14 protein-coding genes are annotated in these 16,492 nt (G+C 52.3%); 10 read left to right on the top strand and 4 right to left on the bottom strand.

Features of this window, described 5'->3' with window-relative positions:
• The 4 genes from F8561_RS09965 to F8561_RS09945 form a co-directional block, all read left to right on the top strand.
• A partial coding sequence (locus F8561_RS09965) for a DMSO/selenate family reductase complex B subunit (protein WP_113657089.1) occupies positions 1-609 on the top strand: 609 nt, incomplete at its 5' end.
• Position 610: 1 nt separating this feature from the next.
• Positions 611-1,474, top strand: coding sequence for a dimethyl sulfoxide reductase anchor subunit family protein (locus F8561_RS09960; protein WP_151887388.1), 864 nt, complete (start codon positions 611-613; stop codon positions 1,472-1,474).
• A 274-nt stretch (positions 1,475-1,748) separates the two neighbouring features.
• Positions 1,749-2,897 (top strand): MFS transporter, encoded by a 1,149-nt coding sequence (locus F8561_RS09950; protein WP_014169376.1) that lies wholly within the window; start codon positions 1,749-1,751, stop codon positions 2,895-2,897.
• Between the two features lie 123 nt (positions 2,898-3,020).
• The gene (locus F8561_RS09945; RefSeq protein ID WP_020884824.1) at positions 3,021-3,542 is read left to right on the top strand and encodes an anti-virulence regulator CigR family protein; all 522 of its coding nucleotides are present in this window, start codon (positions 3,021-3,023) and stop codon (positions 3,540-3,542) included.
• Between the two features lie 34 nt (positions 3,543-3,576).
• Here the strand turns inward: F8561_RS09945 and pflA are convergent, their stop codons facing one another.
• From pflA to ycaO, 4 genes are all read right to left on the bottom strand, one after another.
• A complete protein-coding gene (gene pflA, locus F8561_RS09940; RefSeq protein WP_020884823.1) occupies positions 3,577-4,317 on the bottom strand; it encodes a pyruvate formate lyase 1-activating protein in 741 nt (246 codons plus the stop codon).
• Between the two features lie 204 nt (positions 4,318-4,521).
• Positions 4,522-6,804: a formate C-acetyltransferase gene (gene pflB, locus F8561_RS09935; RefSeq protein WP_014169380.1), complete on the bottom strand. Its 2,283-nt coding sequence runs from the start codon at positions 6,802-6,804 to the stop codon at positions 4,522-4,524.
• Positions 6,805-6,855: 51 nt separating this feature from the next.
• Positions 6,856-7,713: a formate transporter FocA gene (focA, locus tag F8561_RS09930; protein WP_025204555.1), complete on the bottom strand. Its 858-nt coding sequence runs from the start codon at positions 7,711-7,713 to the stop codon at positions 6,856-6,858.
• 406 nt (positions 7,714-8,119) lie between these two features.
• Positions 8,120-9,880, bottom strand: coding sequence for a 30S ribosomal protein S12 methylthiotransferase accessory factor YcaO (gene ycaO / locus F8561_RS09925; protein ID WP_151887387.1), 1,761 nt, complete (start codon positions 9,878-9,880; stop codon positions 8,120-8,122).
• A gap of 127 nt (positions 9,881-10,007) precedes the next feature.
• Here ycaO and F8561_RS09920 point away from each other — a divergent pair, with 127 nt between their 5' ends.
• From F8561_RS09920 to ihfB, 6 genes are all read left to right on the top strand, one after another.
• On the top strand, positions 10,008-10,700 hold the full coding sequence (locus F8561_RS09920; protein ID WP_020884820.1) for a DUF421 domain-containing protein: 693 nt from the start codon (positions 10,008-10,010) through the stop codon (positions 10,698-10,700).
• A 162-nt stretch (positions 10,701-10,862) separates the two neighbouring features.
• Positions 10,863-11,951, top strand: coding sequence for a 3-phosphoserine/phosphohydroxythreonine transaminase (gene serC, locus F8561_RS09915; RefSeq protein WP_044866179.1), 1,089 nt, complete (start codon positions 10,863-10,865; stop codon positions 11,949-11,951).
• Positions 11,952-12,020: 69 nt separating this feature from the next.
• Positions 12,021-13,304, top strand: a complete 1,284-nt coding sequence (gene aroA, locus F8561_RS09910; RefSeq protein WP_025204553.1) for a 3-phosphoshikimate 1-carboxyvinyltransferase — start codon at positions 12,021-12,023, stop codon at positions 13,302-13,304.
• Between the two features lie 253 nt (positions 13,305-13,557).
• Positions 13,558-14,241 carry a (d)CMP kinase gene (gene cmk, locus F8561_RS09905; protein ID WP_014169386.1) on the top strand — a complete coding sequence of 228 codons (684 nt, stop codon included), beginning with the start codon at positions 13,558-13,560 and terminating at the stop codon, positions 14,239-14,241.
• Between the two features lie 110 nt (positions 14,242-14,351).
• Complete coding sequence (gene rpsA / locus F8561_RS09900) at positions 14,352-16,025, top strand: 30S ribosomal protein S1 (protein ID WP_014169387.1); 1,674 nt, start codon at positions 14,352-14,354, stop codon at positions 16,023-16,025.
• A 171-nt stretch (positions 16,026-16,196) separates the two neighbouring features.
• The gene (gene ihfB, locus F8561_RS09895) at positions 16,197-16,484 is read left to right on the top strand and encodes an integration host factor subunit beta (RefSeq protein ID WP_008499965.1); all 288 of its coding nucleotides are present in this window, start codon (positions 16,197-16,199) and stop codon (positions 16,482-16,484) included.
• The last annotated feature ends 8 nt before the right edge of the window (positions 16,485-16,492 follow it).

Here is a 16,492-nt window from a genome sequence, read left to right as displayed (position 1 = left end):
CAGTATGGATTTTTTATTGATTCCAGCCGCTGCACCGGGTGCAAAACCTGCGAGCTCGCCTGCAAGGATTACAAAGATTTAACCCCGGACGTCAGCTTCCGCCGTATTTACGAATACGCAGGCGGTGACTGGCAGGAAGACAACGGTGTCTGGCATCAGAACGTGTTTGCCTACTACCTGTCGATTGCCTGCAACCACTGCGAAGACCCGGCCTGCACCAAGGTCTGCCCGAGCGGGGCGATGCACAAGCGTGACGACGGGTTTGTGGTGGTGGATGAAGATGTCTGCATCGGCTGTCGCTACTGCCACATGGCCTGTCCGTACGGTGCCCCGCAGTACAACGCCGCCAAAGGGCATATGACCAAGTGCGACGGCTGCCACACTCGTGTGGCAGACGGCAAAAAGCCGATCTGCGTGGAGTCCTGTCCGCTGCGTGCGCTGGACTTCGGTCCTATCGACGAGCTGCGTAAAAAACATGGTCAGCTGGCGGCCGTCGCGCCGCTGCCGTCCGCGCACTTCACGAAGCCAAGCATCGTGATTAAACCTAACGCCAACAGCCGCCCGACAGGGGATACCACCGGCTACCTGGCAAACCCGAAGGAGGTGTGAGATGGGAAGTGGATGGCATGAATGGCCGCTGATGATCTTCACGGTCTTTGGGCAGTGTGTGGCGGGCGGTTTTATTGTCCTCGCGCTGGCGCTGCTGAAAGGGAATCTCACTGCTGAGCAACAACAACGTTTAGTGTTGAGTATGTTTGGCCTGTGGGTGCTGATGGGAATTGGCTTTATTGCCTCTACGTTGCACCTCGGCTCGCCAATGCGCGCGTTCAACTCCCTGAACCGGGTGGGCACGTCGTCACTCAGTAATGAAATCGCCAGCGGGGCGATCTTCTTTGCTGTGGGTGGGCTGGGTTGGCTGCTGGCAGCACTGAAGAAATTGCCGGCAGGGCTGCGCAGCGTGTGGCTGATTGTCACGATGGTGCTGGGCGTGGTGTTTGTGTGGATGATGGTGCGGGTCTATAACACCATCGACACCGTGCCGACCTGGTACAGCATCTGGACGCCGATGAGCTTCTTCCTGACGCTGTTTATTGGTGGGCCGCTTCTTGGCTTCATGCTGCTGCGCGTCGCGGGTGTTGACGGTTGGGCGATGCGTTTGCTGCCTGTCGTTTCACTGCTGGCGCTGGTGGTGAGCGCAGTCGTCACCCTGATGCAGGGCGCGGAGCTGGCAACTATTCACAGCTCTGTTCAGCAGGCGTCTGCCCTGGTGCCGGCATACGGCTCGCTGATGGCCTGGCGCGTGGTACTGCTGGTGGCGGCACTGGTGTGCTGGATTGTGCCTCAGCTTAAGGGGTATCAACCCGCGCTGCCGCTCCTGTCACTGGCTTTTGTGCTGGTCCTCGCAGGTGAACTGATCGGCCGCGGTGTGTTCTACGGTTTGCATATGACCGTAGGTATGGCCGTCGCCAGTTAACGTTGCAGTGGGTGAGATAAAGCCGGGACGGAGCGCCCGGCTTTTTTTATTTTAATCATGAAATTTTTCGACTGACGTTTTGTTTTCACTTCGGGCATTAATAAATAAAAACAGATACATAATTCATATCTATAGCAGGCGTTGCATTAGCAGGATAAGTTTTTTAAATCGACAGGGAACATATCGTGCGTGGCGGTGAAATCAGTGGATTGACTTTGTTTTTGCCAGTGGCATGATGCGCACGAAATCTGAACTTCCTCACGGTTTTTAATCCATGACCATCTATACCCGGCCAGTGCTTTTATTGCTCTGTGGCCTGCTTCTGCTGACCCTGGCGATCGCAGTGTTAAATACGCTCGTCCCGCTGTGGCTCGCCCATGAAAACTTACCGACCTGGCAGGTGGGTATGGTCAGCTCGTCCTTTTTTACCGGCAACCTGCTGGGTACGCTGGTTACAGGAAGCCTGATTAAACGCTTTGGTTTTAACCGCAGCTATTATCTGGCCTCGCTGCTCTTCGCTGTCGGATGTGCCGGGCTGGGCCTGATGGTCGGCTTCTGGAGCTGGATGGTATGGCGCTTTATCGCCGGAGTGGGTTGCGCGATGATTTGGGTGGTGGTTGAAAGCGCGCTGATGTGCAGCGGCACGTCACGTAACCGCGGACGCCTGCTGGCAGCCTATATGATGGTTTATTACATCGGTACCGTGCTTGGTCAACTGATGGTGAGCAAACTGCCAACCGACCTGATGAGCGTTCTGCCGTGGGTGACGGGAATGGTGCTGGCGGCAATCCTGCCGCTGCTCTTTACGCGCATTGTGAACCAGAACAGCGAACACCAGGAAGCAACCCACGTCTGGCCAATGCTGAGACTGCGTCAGGCGCGTCTTGGCGTTAACGGCTGTATTATCTCCGGAATTGTGCTTGGTTCACTGTATGGCCTGATGCCGCTTTATCTGAACCATCAGGGCGTCAGCGATTCCGGGATCGGTTTCTGGATGGCGGTGATGGTGAGTGCGGGGATTGTCGGTCAGTGGCCGATTGGACGCCTGGCCGATCGCTTTGGTCGCCTGTTGGTGCTGCGTGTTCAGGTTTTTGTGGTGATCATGGGTTGTCTCGCCATGCTCAGCAATGCGGCGATGGCGCCTGCGCTGTTTATTCTGGGTGCCGCAGGTTTTACGCTCTATCCGGTCGCGATGGCCTGGGCCTGTGAGAAAGTTGAACACCACCAGTTAGTGGCAATGAACCAGGCGTTGTTACTGAGCTATACCATCGGCAGCCTGCTGGGACCGACCTTTACCGCGATGCTGATGCAGAATTACTCCGACAATTTGCTGTTTATTATGATCGCCAGCGTATCGTTTATTTATCTCTTAATGCTGCTGCGCAAAGTGGGAGAACACCCGACGCCTGTGGCGCATGCCTGATTAATAAAAAGCCAGTCGATGACTGGCTTTTTTGTCCCCATCACATATAAGACTTTTACGTATTGTTTGTTTATTGCACCAGGCGATAATTCAGGTGAGTTATATCACTAAAAGGCAACAATCATGTCTACTCGTCGTTTTACCACTACCGCTCTGGCAGTAGTGTTGTCTTTAACGTTTGCTGCAGCTCCGGTCATGGCTAACCCGGGTAACGGGAATGGCAGTGGTCACGGGAACAGTGGCGGACAAGGTAATGGCGGCAGTCACGGCAATTCCGGTAGTCATGGCAACGGAAATTCCGGTACCCACGGTAATAAACAAAATAACGGACAGGAAAATCCAGGTAAATCGAATAAAAGCGTCAGTGACGATGTCGACGCCCGTGTGAGCTTCGATCATGCCCGTCACCTGGCACTCAATTACGGCTTAACAGGTTATGAGTCACTGCCTCCGGGTATTGCGAAAAACCTTGCACGCGGTAAACCGCTCCCTCCGGGCATTGCGAAGAAAACCGTGCCGGCTTCTATGCTGGGCCAGCTTCCTTCCTATCCTGGCTATGAATGGCGTGTCGTCGGTGACGATCTGGTCTTAATTGCGCTGAGTACTGCGGTTGTGACCACCATTATTAATGGCGTCTTCAGATAATATAAAAAAGGCCCGGTTCTCACCGGGCCTTTTCTTAATACATTACCTTGTGGCCGTACTGTTCAAGAATACCTTTCACGCGTTCCATCGTCTCTTTCTTCGGCGGCTTAACGCCATCGAGTTTATATTCTTCGCCCATGGCGACCCACTTGTGTTTACCCAGTTCGTGGTAGGGCAGAAGCTCAATTTTCTCAACGTTGCCCATATCGCGGGTAAATTCTCCCAGCCGATGCGCGGAATCGTCATCATCTGACCAGCCAGGTACAACAACATAGCGGATCCAGGTTTTGATGCCTTTCCCGGAGATGTATTTGGCGAACTCCAGCGTACGGTGGTTGGAAACACCCACCAGATTCTGGTGGATCTCATCGTTCATCTGTTTGAGATCGAGCATCACCAGGTCGGTGACGTCGAGCAGTTCATCAATGACCGGATCGTAGCGGCGGACAAAACCGTTTGTATCGAGACAGGTATGAATGCCTTCTTTGCGGCAGGCGCGGAACCAGTCGCGCACGAATTCGGCCTGCAGAATGGCTTCACCGCCGGAAGCGGTTACGCCGCCGCCGGATGCGTTCATAAAGTGACGATAAGTCACCACCTCTTTCATCAGTTCTTCGACGGTCACTTCTTTGCCGCCGTGCGTATCCCAGGTGTCACGGTTATGGCAGTACAGGCAGCGCATCAGGCAGCCCTGGAAAAAGGTGATAAAGCGGATACCCGGGCCATCGACAGTGCCACAGGATTCAAAGGAGTGAATGCGACCAATAATTGACATTGCGGTGATATCTCCAGCATCGGCCCGTCCGGGGCCTGTGTATGCACAGCTCAAAACCGGCTGTGTTTAAGTCTGTTTTGGCTGTTATCCATAGAGTATAGATAGCGGACAAAAGAGACTGTGATGGAGAGAGTGTTAAAAAGGCCCCACGTATGTGGAGCCTTTATTGTACGCCTTTTAACGCGTGATTTCAGTCAATTCCACTTACATGGACTGAGTGAAAGTACGGGTGATAACGTCCTGCTGCTGTTCTTTCGTCAGGGAGTTAAAACGTACTGCGTAGCCGGATACACGGATGGTCAGCTGAGGATATTTCTCAGGGTGTTCCATCGCATCAAGCAGCATTTCACGGTTCATTACGTTCACGTTCAGGTGCTGACCACCTTCAATGGACGCTTCGTGGTGGAAGTAACCATCCATCAGACCCGCGAGGTTAGTTTTACGTACTTCGTCGTCTTTACCCAGCGCATTTGGCACGATAGAGAAGGTGTAAGAGATACCATCTTTCGCGTAAGCAAACGGCAGTTTAGCAACGGAGGTCAGAGAGGCAACAGCACCTTTCTGGTCACGACCGTGCATTGGGTTAGCACCTGGGCCGAATGGCGCACCTGCGCGACGACCGTCTGGGGTGTTACCGGTTTTCTTACCATACACAACGTTAGACGTGATGGTCAGAACAGACTGAGTCGGGATAGCGTTACGGTAAGTGGTCAGTTTCTGAATTTTCTTCATGAAACGTTCAACCAGGTCAACCGCCATGTCATCAACGCGAGAGTCGTTGTTACCAAACTGCGGATATTCGCCTTCGATTTCGAAGTCAACAGCCAGACCGTCTTCGTCACGAATTGGTTTAACTTTCGCATATTTGATTGCAGACAGGGAGTCAGCCGCAACGGACAGACCTGCGATACCACACGCCATGGTGCGGATAACGTCACGGTCATGCAGCGCCATCAGAGAGGCTTCGTAGCTGTACTTGTCGTGCATGTAGTGGATAACGTTCAGGGCAGTGACGTACTGTTTAGCCAGCCAGTCCATGAAGTGATCCATACGCTCCATGACTTCATCGAAGTTCAGAACGTCGCCTTTGATTGGTTCAGACTTAGGACCAACCTGCATTTTCAGTTTTTCATCAACGCCGCCGTTGATTGCGTACAGCATGGTTTTCGCCAGGTTTGCACGCGCACCGAAGAACTGCATTTGTTTACCAACAACCATTGGGCTTACGCAGCATGCGATAGCGTAGTCATCGTTGTTGAAGTCCGGACGCATCAGGTCATCGTTCTCGTACTGCAGAGAAGAGGTGTCGATGGACACTTTAGCGGCGAATTTCTTGAAGTTCAGAGGCAGTTTTTCAGACCACAGAACGGTGATGTTCGGCTCCGGAGAAGGACCCATGGTGTACAGGGTGTTCAGGAAGCGGAAGCTGTTTTTGGTAACCAGAGTACGGCCATCAACACCCATACCACCGATAGATTCCGTTGCCCAGATTGGGTCACCAGAGAACAGCTCATCGTATTCAGGGGTACGCAGGAAGCGAACCATACGCAGTTTCATGACCAGGTGGTCAATCATTTCCTGAGCGTCTTGCTCGGTGATTTTGCCCGCTTTCATATCACGTTCGATGTAAGCATCCAGGAAGGTGGATACACGACCGAAGGACATTGCTGCACCGTTCTGAGACTTAACAGCGGCCAGGTAGCCGAAGTAGGTCCACTGGATAGCTTCCTGAGCGTTGGTTGCAGGACCAGAGATATCGCAGCCATATTTAGCCGCCATTTCTTTGATCTGACCCAGCGCGCGATGCTGTTCAGCGATTTCTTCACGCAGACGGATAGTCGCTTCCAGGTTTACACCGTTTTCCAGATCAGACTGCAGGGAAACAAACTGCGCGTATTTGTCTTTCATCAGGAAGTCGATACCGTACAGCGCAACGCGACGGTAGTCACCGATGATACGGCCACGGCCATAGGCATCTGGCAGACCAGTCAGAACGCCAGATTTACGGCAGTTCAGAATGTCTTTGGTGTAAACATCGAATACACCCTGGTTGTGGGTTTTGCGGTATTCGGTGAAGATTTTTTTCAGCATTGGGTCCAGCTCGCGGTTATACGCTTTGCAGGAACCTTCAACCATTTTGATACCACCGAACGGGATGATCGCACGTTTCAGTGGTGCTTCAGTTTGCAGACCAACGATTTTCTCAAGGGCTTTGTTAATGTAGCCAGCATCGTGAGAAGTGATGGTAGAAGCAACGGAGGTGTCAAAATCAACTGGCGCGTGAGTGCGGTTTTCCAGTTTTACGCCTTCCATTACGCTGTCCCACAGCTTGGTGGTCGCGTCAGTTGCACCAGCCAGGAAGGATTCGTCACCTTCATACGGGGTATAGTTTTTCTGAATGAAGTCACGTACGTTTACTTCATTCTGCCAGTCACCTTTCGCAAAACCTTCCCAGGCTGTGGCTAACTTTTCATTAAGCTCGGACATGTAACACCTACCTTCTTAAGTGGATTTTTTATTTACTGCCTGAGATAACCATCAATGATGGTCGTCGCCACGCAGGTAAATGACCCAGTATGTCAACCCAACTAACAGACCCCCACCGATAATGTTCCCGATAGTGACAGGGATCAGGTTATCAGTAATGAAATTCATAATAGTCAGGTGAGAGAAACTTTCCGGGGTTGAACCAACAGCAGTCCAGAACTCCGGGCTTGCAAAGTTGCGGATTACAATTCCCATTGGGATCATAAACATGTTCGCAATACTGTGCTCGAAGCCGCTGGCAACAAACATCGCAACCGGCAGAACCATAATCATGGCTTTATCCATCAGGCTACGACCCGAGTAGCTCATCCAGACAGCCAGGCAGACCATCAGGTTAGCGAGGATGCCGAGAGCAACGGCTTCGATAAATGTGTGGTGCATTTTGTGGTCTGCGGTCTGCAGGACGTTGAGTCCCCAGCCACCGTTGGCGGTCATATACTCGCCAGAGAGCCACATCAACAGAACAAAGAGCAGACAGCCAATCAGGTTGCCAACATAGACATTAAGCCAGTTGCGCGCCAGTTGACCCCAGGTAATTCTTCCGCTGGCTTTTGCCACGACAATCAACACTGTAGAAGTGAAGAGGTCGGCGCCGCAGATGACGCAAAGAATCAGTCCCAGTGAGAAGCAAATACCGCCAATCAGTTTCGCCATGCCGAAAGGCATCGCGGCAGTACCGGTGGTGGCAGTGATGTAGAAGACAAACGCGATAGAGATGAACACACCAGCCGTGATCGCCAGATAGAACGTCTTCATCGGGTGTTTCGTTGCTTTATAGACACCCGCTTCTTCGGCAACTTTGGCCATAGCAGCTGGGAGTAAAAGATCAAAAGGGTTGTCAGCTTTCACACTAACTCTCTCTTTATTAAGTCGGCGACGAGATACTAACAAAGCATTATAGAAGAGAAATTGATATAGATCATATCTCGCCTGGCTTATAGGCCCGCAATGTGTATGGATTTACAGCAAAAGCGGAGTAAGTATTTGATTATCCGTATAAAAATAAATTTTAAAAGTTATGAAAAGAGTTGAATTATTTCTTTCGGCCACCTCTGCAACAGTTAATTAATATGGAGTAATTACCATAAAAAGTAACAGTAAAGCCCAGGTAAATATTATTATATTTACCCATATTTAACTTTATTATTACAATCAACAGTCATTGCCGAAAAAAATAAAAAACGGGGCAATGAAATTGCCCCGTAATATAGCCCAGACGATTGAATACGCCTACAGCTGATAATGTTATATGCGCTTATTTTGACCAGTAAGCGGATTTCGCCTTCTGCAATTTTTCATACGCTTTCAGCAGAGACTGATGTGCCGGGAAGGCTTTCAGATCGCTATCCACAGCCTGAAGACCGTAGAACGGCGCTTCACCGCTCAGTGCTGCGCTGGCGGCTTCAACGGCGTCAGCACCGTACATGCGAACAAACGTATTCAGGTATTGCAGCGGCTGACGATCTTCTTCCTGCGCGAGAAGCAGCAGGGTTTGCAGGCAGCGATAGTAGTTAGTGCGCTCGGCAGAGAAGACAGACTGGTTAAACTCCATAGTCCACTCGGTCCAGGCCAGAGCCTGATCCAGATCGCCACCAGCCAGTGCCAGCATTGCTTTCAGCTCACCGATACGCAGGGTATACCAGCCGTTATCTTTACCGGTCGCCAGACCCAGCAGCTCGCGTACGCGGGTGAAGTCATCATGGCCTTCTTCGTCCAGTTGCGCGATCAGGTTCAGGTAATCTTCTTTTTCCCATTCGCTGCCCGGCAAGGCCAGCAGGGTTTCACGCAGGTGCGCGCCCATGCTGTTGTTCGCCAGCCACAGGTCTTCTGCCGGATAGATGTCGGACATGCCCGGCACCAGAATGCGGCAGGCGTACACGCCAAGGTGTTCGTAGTCAGCGATGTAGACTTCTTTATCTTCCGCCTTAAAGATAGCCATCAGCGTGGCGAACTCTTCTTCGGTGGTACCTGCAAAGCTCCAGTCGACGAACGGATAGTCCGCGTCCTGCTTAAACAGATCCCAGGAGATCAAACCGCTGGAGTCGATGAAGTGGGTTTCAAGGTTGGTGTGCTCGGCCACTTCTTCATCGTCAAAGGTCGGTGGCGTAAACACGTCCAGATCTTTCAGGCCACGGCCCTGCAGTAATTCGGTGACGGTACGCTCCAGCGCCACACCAAAGTCAGGGTGCGCGCCGAAGGAGGCGAAGCAGGTTCCGTTTTCAGGGTTAAACAGCACCACACAGATAACCGGGTATTTACCGCCCAGTGAGCCGTCATAGGCAAAGATTGGGAAACCTTCCGCTTCCAGCCTGGCGATGGATTCCACCACGCCCGGGTAGCGCGCCAGCACGTCAGCCGGAATTTCAGGCAGGCTGATGGATTCGGCAATGATGCGGTTTTTAATGTGGCGTTCGAAGACTTCAGACAGCCCCTGTACGCGCGCTTCATTACGGGTATTACCGGCAGACATACCGTTGGACACATACAGGTTGCCAACGATGTTCATCGGGATATAGACGGTCTGCTCATCAGACTGACGCGTGAACGGCAGGGCGCAGATACCACGATCCTCATTGCCGGACTGCAGATCGATCAGCATGCTGGCGGTCAGTTCGTTTTCCGGATCGTAGAACGCACGCAGACGCGCGTCGAGAATGCCTTCCGGCAGCGCGTCGTCTTCAGGCAGCGGGAACCATTTTTCGTTCGGATAGTGCACAAACGGGCCGTTGGCGATGGTTTCACCCAGCCAGAAATCGGCGAAGAAATAGTTGGTCGACAGACGTTCAAAATACTCACCCAGCGCAGAGGCCAGTGCCGCTTTTTTTGTCGCGCCTTTACCATTGGTAAAGCACAGGGCACACTCTTTATCGCGAATATGCACGGACCAGACATGAGGCACCGGGTTGAGCCAGGAGGCTTCTTCGATATTAAAGCCCAGGTCGGTCAGTTTCTGCTGGAAGCGAGCGATGGAATCTTCCAGAGCGGCGTCTTTGCCGGGGATAAACGTTTGAGTCATGGCGTTCACTTTTATCGTACGTAAAGCGCGCAATGATACGGGTTTTGCGTGACAGGTGCTATCTTCGGCGAAAATAAAAGACTCGACTATGCTTACAGACAGTAACTTACTGTTAAGGCATAGAAAAATGAAAGCATTTGATCTCCAGCGGATGGCGTTTGATAAAGTTCCTCCCGAATTTTTGGGCGAAGTGGCCCTGCGCAGCCTGTATACCTTTGTATTGGTCTTTCTGTTTCTCAAAATCACCGGGCGGCGTGGCGTCCGGCAGATGTCCCTCTTTGAGGTGCTGATTATTCTGACGCTGGGTTCAGCGGCGGGGGATGTTGCCTTTTACGACGATGTGCCGATGGTGCCGGTCTTTATCGTTTTTGTCTCACTGGCGCTACTTTACCGGCTTGTCATGTGGCTGATGTCGAAAAGTGAAAAGCTGGAAGATCTTCTCGAAGGGAAGCCGGTGGTTATCGTCGAGAACGGGCGGCTGGCCTGGGAAAATGTACAGAGTGCCAACATGACCGAGTTCGAGTTTTTTATGGAACTGCGTCTGAATAGCGTTGAACAACTCGGGCAGGTGCGGCTGGCAATCATGGAAACGAACGGGCAAATCAGCGTCTATTACTATGCTGACGACGAGGTGAAGCCGGGGCTCTGTATTCTGCCGGATATGCTTATTGAGCGTTTCACGACCGTGCCTGAGTCAGGCGAATATGCCTGTATAAGATGTAGCCATGTTGTGGCGATGCAGCCGGGCGATCATCAATTATGTCCCCGCTGTACAAATCCGGAATGGACGAAGGTTAGCCGGGCCAAACGCCTTACCTGACAGCCATATTGTCGGTTTTGCCGCAGAGAGGTGGCAGATTGTATTGTGTGACGCGGGACACATTTCACCGGTCATAAGTTTTAGACATTGCGGCGCGTGTCACTGAATGATAAAACCGATATCCACAGTTATAACTTATTGCTTTTAGCGTGGTGAGGGGAAATGGCTCAAGTCTTTAATTTCAGTTCAGGTCCGGCGATGTTGCCGGCAGACGTGCTTAAACAGGCTCAACAGGAACTTTGTGACTGGAACGGTCTGGGTACGTCGGTGATGGAAATCAGCCACCGTGGTAAAGAGTTTATTCAGGTGGCGGAAGAGGCAGAAAAGGATTTTCGCGATCTGCTGAACATTCCCTCAAACTACAAAGTTTTGTTCTGCCACGGCGGTGGCCGCGGTCAGTTTGCTGGCGTCCCGCTGAATATCCTCGGCGACAAAACCACGGCAGACTACGTTGATGCGGGTTACTGGGCGGCAAGTGCGGTTAAAGAAGCCAAAAAGTACTGCTCGCCAAATGTTATCGACGCCAAAATTACCGTTGATGGCCTGCGTGCCGTGAAGCCGATGAGCGAATGGCAGCTCTCTGATAACGCTGCGTACCTGCACTATTGCCCAAATGAAACCATCGACGGGATTGCCATCGACGAGACCCCGAACTTCGGTAAAGACGTCGTGGTTGCAGCCGATTTCTCCTCTACCATTTTGTCCGCGCCAATTGACGTCAGCCGTTACGGTGTTATCTATGCGGGTGCGCAGAAAAATATCGGCCCGGCGGGTTTGACGATCGTCATCGTGCGCGAAGATTTGCTGGGTAAAGCCCATCAGTCTTGCCCGTCTATTCTGGATTATACGGTCCTCAACGATAACGACTCCATGTTCAACACCCCCCCTACGTTTGCCTGGTACCTCTCTGGCCTGGTCTTTAAATGGCTCAAGCAAAACGGCGGCGTGGCGCAGATGGACAAAATCAATCAGCAGAAAGCCGACCTGCTGTATGGCGTGATCGATAAGAGCGATTTCTACCGTAACGATGTCTCGAAAGCTAACCGTTCTCGTATGAATGTGCCGTTCCAGCTGGCGGACAGCAACCTGGATAAAGTCTTCCTTGAAGAGTCCTTCGCTGCAGGCCTGCATGCGCTGAAAGGCCACCGTGTTGTAGGCGGTATGCGTGCCTCTATCTATAACGCGATGCCGCTGGAAGGGGTTAAAACCCTGACCGATTTCATGATCGACTTCGAACGTCGCCACGGTTAATTACGCTGTTTTTCACCCCCGTAGCCCTGCTGCGGGGTTTTTATTATGTTGAGTTGAGAGTTAAGTTTCATGGAATCCCTGACGTTACAACCTATCGCGCGGGTAGATGGCACCATTAATCTGCCTGGTTCAAAAAGTGTCTCGAACCGCGCTCTGCTGCTGGCAGCTCTGGCAAACGGCACCACCGTCCTCACAAACCTGCTGGACAGCGATGACGTGCGCCATATGCTCAATGCGCTGAAAGCGTTGGGAGTTCATTACACGCTGTCTGACGACCGCACCCGCTGTGAAGTGACCGGCAACGGCGGCGCGTTACGCTCGGCTGAAGAGCGTGAACTGTTTCTGGGTAATGCGGGGACGGCGATGCGCCCGCTGGCGGCGGCCCTGTGCCTGGGCAGCAACAATATTGTGCTGACCGGTGAGCCACGCATGAAAGAGCGTCCCATTGGCCATCTGGTGGATGCCCTTCGCCAGGGCGGCGCGCAGATTGAGTATCTGGAGCAGGAAAATTACCCGCCTCTGCGTCTGCGCGGTGGTTTCAATGGCGGTAACGTCGAGGTGGATGGCAGCGTCTCCAGCCAGTTCCTGACGGCTCTGCTGATGACTGCGCCGCTGGCACCACAGGATACGGTCATCACCATCAAAGGCGACCTGGTCTCTAAACCGTACATTGATATTACGCTGCACCTGATGAAAACCTTTGGGGTTGAGGTGGAAAACCGCGCTTATCAGCAATTCGTGGTTCGCGGTGCGCAGCAGTACCAGTCTCCGGGTCATTACCTTGTGGAAGGTGATGCTTCTTCTGCCTCCTATTTCCTGGCGGCAGGGGCGATTAAGGGCGGTACGGTGAAAGTGACCGGCATTGGCCGTAACAGCGTTCAGGGCGATATCCGTTTTGCTGACGTGCTGGAAAAAATGGGCGCCACGATTACCTGGGGCGATGATTTCATCTCCTGCACCCATGGCGAGCTGAACGCTATCGATATGGACATGAACCATATCCCGGATGCGGCGATGACCATTGCCACGGCGGCGCTCTTCGCAAAAGGCACCACGACGTTGCGTAACATTTACAACTGGCGCGTAAAAGAGACCGACCGTCTGTTCGCGATGGCGACCGAACTGCGTAAAGTGGGCGCCGAAGTGGAGGAGGGCGAAGACTACATCCGCGTCACGCCTCCGGCAAAACTGCAATTTGCGGAAATCGGCACCTATAACGATCACCGCATGGCAATGTGCTTCTCGCTGGTGGCGCTCTCCGATACGCCTGTGACCATTCTCGACCCGAAATGTACGGCGAAAACCTTCCCGGACTACTTCGAGCAATTGGCGCGTATCAGTACCCCTGCCTGATTTGCCTTCGCGCCAGCCTCTGTGCTGGCGCGCTTACACCGTTCCCACTCATTGACGTGATGATCTACACTTCTGAAGATGTGCGCCTGCCGCCGGCAAGCAACGCGAACGATGTAGAAGTATCATTGCGCAATAATTCTTCATCTAAATACCTGTAATTCGCGTTTTTGCACACAACGTTAACGATTGTGGGCATTGGCGCGTATAATGCGCGGCGTTTACGTTAACGGTATGCCTGTTTAAGGAGATAAAGATGACGGCAATTGCCCCGGTCATAACCATTGATGGCCCAAGCGGTGCAGGAAAGGGCACCTTGTGCAAGGCAATGGCGGAAGCATTGCAATGGCATCTGCTGGACTCTGGTGCTATTTACCGCGTGTTAGCGCTTGCGGCGCTGCATCACCATGTTGATGTGGCCTCCGAAGACGCGCTGGTTCCGCTGGCTACCCATCTTGATGTTCGCTTTATCTCAACCAACGGAAATCTGGAAGTGATTCTCGAAGGTGAAGATGTCAGCGGTGAAATTCGGACTCAGGACGTGGCGAATGCCGCTTCACAGGTTGCCGCTTTCCCGCGCGTGCGTGAAGCACTGCTGCGCCGTCAACGCGCCTTCCGTGAACTGCCTGGCCTGATCGCTGACGGGCGTGACATGGGAACCGTTGTCTTCCCTGATGCGCCAGTGAAAATTTTCCTCGACGCCTCCTCGGAAGAACGGGCTCAACGCCGCATGCTTCAGTTGCAGGAAAAGGGGTTTAGTGTTAACTTTGATCGCCTTTTGTCCGAGATAAAAGAGCGCGATGACCGCGATCGTAACCGCGCCGTCGCCCCACTTGTTCCTGCAGAAGATGCATTAGTTCTGGATTCAACCAGTTTAACTATTGAGCAAGTGATTGAAAAAGCGCTACAATATGCGCGCCAAAAACTGGCACTCGCGTAATTGCGACCGATTTAGCAGTACCCCCGCTGCAATGGATTGACGGCGGGTATGTGAAACAACCCCATCCGGCACGGAGCCAGGTGGACGTTATATTAACCTGAAGATTAAACATGACTGAATCTTTTGCTCAACTATTTGAAGAATCCTTAAAAACAATCGAAACCCGTCCGGGTTCCATCGTTCGTGGTGTTGTTGTTGCTATCGACAAAGACGTAGTACTGGTTGACGCCGGTCTGAAATCTGAGTCCGCCATTCCGGCAGAGCAGTTCAAAAACGCCCAGGGCGAGCTGGAAATCCAGGTTGGTGACGAAGTTGACGTTGCTCTGGATGCAGTAGAAGACGGCTTCGGCGAAACCCTGCTTTCCCGTGAAAAAGCTAAACGTCACGAAGCTTGGATCACGCTGGAAAAAGCTTACGAAGAAGCTGAAACTGTGGTCGGTGTTATCAACGGCAAAGTTAAAGGTGGCTTCACTGTTGAGCTGAATGGTATTCGTGCGTTCCTGCCAGGTTCTCTGGTAGACGTTCGTCCAGTCCGTGACACCCTGCACCTCGAAGGCAAAGAGCTTGAGTTCAAAGTAATCAAGCTGGACCAGAAGCGTAACAACGTTGTTGTATCCCGTCGTGCCGTTATCGAATCCGAAAACAGCGCAGAACGCGATCAGCTGCTGGAAAACCTGCAGGAAGGCATGGAAGTCAAAGGTATCGTTAAGAACCTCACTGACTACGGCGCATTCGTTGACCTGGGCGGCGTTGATGGCCTGCTGCACATCACCGACATGGCGTGGAAACGCGTTAAGCACCCAAGCGAAATCGTGAACGTGGGCGACGAAATCACTGTTAAAGTGCTGAAGTTCGACCGCGAGCGTACTCGTGTATCCCTCGGCCTGAAACAGCTGGGCGAAGATCCATGGGTAGCTATCGCTAAGCGTTACCCAGAAGGTACTAAACTGACTGGTCGCGTTACCAACCTGACTGACTACGGCTGCTTCGTTGAAATCGAAGAAGGCGTTGAAGGCCTGGTGCACGTTTCCGAAATGGACTGGACCAACAAAAACATCCACCCATCCAAAGTTGTTAACGTTGGTGATGTAGTGGAAGTTATGGTTCTGGATATCGACGAAGAACGTCGTCGTATCTCCCTGGGCCTGAAACAGTGCAAAAACAACCCATGGCAGCAGTTCGCGGAAACCCACAACAAGGGTGACCGTGTTGAAGGTAAAATCAAGTCTATCACTGACTTCGGTATCTTCATCGGCCTGGACGGCGGCATCGATGGCCTGGTTCACCTGTCTGACATCTCCTGGAACGTTGCAGGCGAAGAAGCAGTTCGTGAATACAAAAAAGGCGACGAAATCGCTGCAGTTGTTCTGCAGGTTGACGCAGAGCGTGAACGTATCTCCCTGGGCGTTAAACAGCTCGCAGAAGATCCGTTCAACAACTGGGTTGCACTGAACAAGAAAGGCGCAATCGTAAACGGTAAAGTCACTGCAGTTGACGCTAAAGGCGCAACCGTAGAACTGGCTGACGGCGTTGAAGGTTACCTGCGTGCTTCTGAAGCTTCACGTGACCGCGTTGAAGATGCCACTCTGGTTCTGAACGTTGGTGACGACGTTGAAGCTAAGTTCACCGGTGTTGACCGTAAGAACCGTGCAATCAGCCTGTCTGTTCGTGCTAAAGACGAAGCTGATGAGAAAGATGCAATCGCCACTGTTAACAAACAGGAAGATGCAAACTTCTCTAACAACGCAATGGCTGAAGCTTTCAAAGCAGCTAAAGGCGAGTAATATCAGGTTGTCCGCATCATTTTGAGCTGTAACGCATTTACAGCGAGAAGGATGAGGAGCAAACTTGACAGATTAGAGGATTCGTCCTGTAATCAATAACAAAGGGCGGCTACGGCCGCCCTTGTTTAATGAGCTGTTCAGCTAATTGGTTTGAAAGGAACCGGAGGAATCATGACCAAGTCAGAATTGATTGAAAGACTTGCCAGTCAGCAACCGCATATCCCTGCGAAAGCAGTGGAGGATGCCGTAAAAGAGATGCTGGAGCATATGGCCTCCACTCTTGCCCAGGGCGAGCGCATTGAAATCCGCGGTTTCGGTAGTTTTTCTCTGCACTATCGTGCTCCACGTACCGGGCGTAACCCGAAAACTGGCGATAAAGTCGAACTGGAAGGTAAGTACGTTCCACACTTTAAGCCGGGTAAAGAACTGCGCGATCGCGCCAACATTTACGGCAACTGAGTTTAGCC

This window comes from Enterobacter sp. 198 (assembly GCF_009025585.1).
Lineage (GTDB): Bacteria > Pseudomonadota > Gammaproteobacteria > Enterobacterales > Enterobacteriaceae > Enterobacter > Enterobacter ludwigii.
This window is presented reverse-complemented; position numbering and strand designations above follow the sequence as displayed.

Excerpts from the sequence above, each read along its gene's own strand:
- F8561_RS09960 (WP_151887388.1), top strand. The coding sequence starts at position 611 with ATGGGAAGTGGATGGCATGAATGGCCGCTGATGATCTTCACGGTCTTT.
- F8561_RS09950 (WP_014169376.1), top strand. The coding sequence starts at position 1,749 with ATGACCATCTATACCCGGCCAGTGCTTTTATTGCTCTGTGGCCTGCTT.
- F8561_RS09945 (WP_020884824.1), top strand. The coding sequence starts at position 3,021 with ATGTCTACTCGTCGTTTTACCACTACCGCTCTGGCAGTAGTGTTGTCT.
- pflA (WP_020884823.1), bottom strand. The coding sequence starts at position 4,317 with ATGTCAATTATTGGTCGCATTCACTCCTTTGAATCCTGTGGCACTGTC.
- pflB (WP_014169380.1), bottom strand. The coding sequence starts at position 6,804 with ATGTCCGAGCTTAATGAAAAGTTAGCCACAGCCTGGGAAGGTTTTGCG.
- ycaO (WP_151887387.1), bottom strand. The coding sequence starts at position 9,880 with ATGACTCAAACGTTTATCCCCGGCAAAGACGCCGCTCTGGAAGATTCC.
- F8561_RS09920 (WP_020884820.1), top strand. The coding sequence starts at position 10,008 with ATGAAAGCATTTGATCTCCAGCGGATGGCGTTTGATAAAGTTCCTCCC.
- serC (WP_044866179.1), top strand. The coding sequence starts at position 10,863 with ATGGCTCAAGTCTTTAATTTCAGTTCAGGTCCGGCGATGTTGCCGGCA.
- aroA (WP_025204553.1), top strand. The coding sequence starts at position 12,021 with ATGGAATCCCTGACGTTACAACCTATCGCGCGGGTAGATGGCACCATT.
- cmk (WP_014169386.1), top strand. The coding sequence starts at position 13,558 with ATGACGGCAATTGCCCCGGTCATAACCATTGATGGCCCAAGCGGTGCA.
- rpsA (WP_014169387.1), top strand. The coding sequence starts at position 14,352 with ATGACTGAATCTTTTGCTCAACTATTTGAAGAATCCTTAAAAACAATC.
- ihfB (WP_008499965.1), top strand. The coding sequence starts at position 16,197 with ATGACCAAGTCAGAATTGATTGAAAGACTTGCCAGTCAGCAACCGCAT.